Source organism: Colwellia sp. E2M01 (assembly GCF_018860585.1).
GTDB lineage: Bacteria > Pseudomonadota > Gammaproteobacteria > Enterobacterales > Alteromonadaceae > Colwellia.
Genome location: NZ_JAHKPR010000021.1, coordinates 1 through 2,045 on the forward strand (window position 1 = coordinate 1; position 2,045 = coordinate 2,045).

At 35.8% G+C, this 2,045-nt stretch carries 4 protein-coding genes; 3 read left to right on the plus strand and 1 reads right to left on the minus strand.

What is annotated here, in order from left to right; all coding sequences use genetic code 11:
- Nucleotides 1–35 precede the first annotated feature (35 nt).
- Together KO502_RS04135 and KO502_RS04140 are read left to right on the plus strand one after the other, a co-directional pair.
- Nucleotides 36–230 carry a hypothetical protein gene (locus KO502_RS04135; RefSeq protein ID WP_216021303.1) on the plus strand — a complete coding sequence of 65 codons (195 nt, stop codon included), beginning with the start codon at nt 36–38 and terminating at the stop codon, nt 228–230.
- Between the two features lie 158 nt (nt 231–388).
- Nucleotides 389–1,054, plus strand: coding sequence for a hypothetical protein (locus KO502_RS04140; protein WP_216021304.1), 666 nt, complete (start codon nt 389–391; stop codon nt 1,052–1,054).
- A gap of 118 nt (nt 1,055–1,172) precedes the next feature.
- On the opposite strand, the gene KO502_RS04145 is transcribed toward KO502_RS04140, so the two are convergent.
- On the minus strand, nt 1,173–1,463 hold the full coding sequence (locus KO502_RS04145; RefSeq protein ID WP_216021305.1) for a hypothetical protein: 291 nt from the start codon (nt 1,461–1,463) through the stop codon (nt 1,173–1,175).
- 268 nt (nt 1,464–1,731) lie between these two features.
- Here KO502_RS04145 and KO502_RS04150 point away from each other — a divergent pair, with 268 nt between their 5' ends.
- Nucleotides 1,732–1,980, plus strand: a complete 249-nt coding sequence (locus tag KO502_RS04150; RefSeq protein ID WP_216021306.1) for a hypothetical protein — start codon at nt 1,732–1,734, stop codon at nt 1,978–1,980.
- The last annotated feature ends 65 nt before the right edge of the window (nt 1,981–2,045 follow it).

Consider the following 2,045-nt stretch of genomic DNA (forward strand, 5'->3'; position numbering starts at 1 on the left):
CCCATTAGCAAAGCGTTAGGTGTAAAGGGATTTATATGTCAGATTCAACTAAATTAGCCAAATTCGTAAACGCTCTTGCTATTCTTTTAGCAATATTTTCTATAGTGGATATTGCTTATTACGCAGTTACATTAAATTTAGGTTTTCCAATTATAAAAAGTTTAGGTACTCTTTCTATATCAGTTTTTCTATATTTATCTATTAATAAGCCTGAGCTTTTTAAAACTTAAACTTAAACTTAAACTTAGTCTAAGTGTTGGTGGGGTTTTACACCTAACAAGGGTTTTCAAGTCGGACAAATTACAGTTGGCTTTTTGTTCGTACCTCACTTATTTTAGCCAACTGCAATTTGCCGCTTAAAACGGCGTTATACATCTAAGGAAGCAATGTGGGTAGTTGGAATTTAAAAGCACTTAAAGATCGCTCAATTGCAATCAATGGTGAAGATAAATCAACCATAGAGAGAATTAACTCTACGAGTAGAGCCATAGACATATTTTGCTACCACCTTGAACAAGCCAAAACTCAAAATGATTTAACCATAGGTTCAACTCCACGAGAACAAATGGAGTTAATCATGCCACCAGAAGAAAAAAGGCTTGAGTTGTGGGAAAGGAAACTAGCAATACAAGCTAATACTCAGGCTTGCATACACACCGCAAGATCAATACATGATTTATTTGCGCAACTTGTAAATGGTTTACTGTTTCAAAACCCGATAGCTGTCCACGATTGTGATGTATATAAAGTAACTCAAAAACTTGAAGATGGTGAGTTAAAGACTACCCTATCAAACTTGTTAGGTTCATTTGAGTTCAAGTATGTAAACGCATTTGTAAATACCATTAAACATCGTAATTTAGTTGATTTTGGGGCTTTAGTTTCATTCGAGGAAAATAGGAGTGGAGTACAGTTTAAAGGCTTTAAATTTAAAGGCGAACTATATGATAAATTATGGGCTGAAGATGTATTGAAACTCACATTAACCGTTAAAAATACGGTTATAACAGCAGGTTGTTTATTGAACCAAGAGTTCGGTGCAATCGATGTATAACAAGCTGTTAAAGCAGGACAAAATACAGTTGGCTGTTTTCGTTCCTCAACATTTTAGCCAACTAAATTTTGCCTCTTAACAGGGCGTTATAAGGGGCACTCAGCCCCTGTGCACTTTTCTATATTACCTTTCCTACAGGCGAAGCCTTACTCCAGGATATAGATGTCTGTGTCGAAATTGTTTTATAAGGGCACTCTCTTGCGTCACCACCGGCTGAAACAATTTGAATAGTACTAGGGCTTTTATCTGGGCCTAAAAGTTTAAGTAAATTATTTAAAGAGGTGTAATGCTTAAAACCTTGCTTTTTAGCCGCTAGGTCTAATCGTTTATTGTAACCGAGTTCAGGGTGTTGTTTTTTCAGTTGGCGTGCTTGACGTTTACACGAATCAGAATGGTCTTGCATATTCATAATATAATCCTATTTATAAACCATCTCCACTCAAAAAAGGTTTAGGCGTTATATTAGCCATGTAAGTTTAATTTTTTGCCAGAGGCTTTGCAGTGGACGCAGGATGTCTCAACCCTTGAAGTTATAATACAGCTGAATGGTTTTTAGTCAACCCCTTATAACAAGAAAATAAACAAGGACTTAAAACAGTTGGCTTTTGCTCGTTCCTCGCTTATTCTAGCCAACAATTTTAAGCCTGTTATTTAGGCGTTATGTTTATAGGAAGGTTATGCATTTCCAGTATAGATCTTTAGATGGTGCAGAGTCTGAGGCTAGTTTTTCAGATTTAAAGCTAATTTTAAACGGCCCTATTCAAATAGGCGATGGCTGGCAATCGGATCGAATAAACCTTTTAAAAAATCGTTCAACTTATATTGAATTTCGCTCAGGCCCAGAAGGACCTCCAGGAATAGAGCCAAGTGAAGCTGTTGAGGTTACAAAAGAATATATTTATCAAATATATGGAAAAAAATTATAAATAGTTTAGTCGATATATAAACATAACAAGCCACTCAAGCGGGACTATGATCATCCCTCGATAAA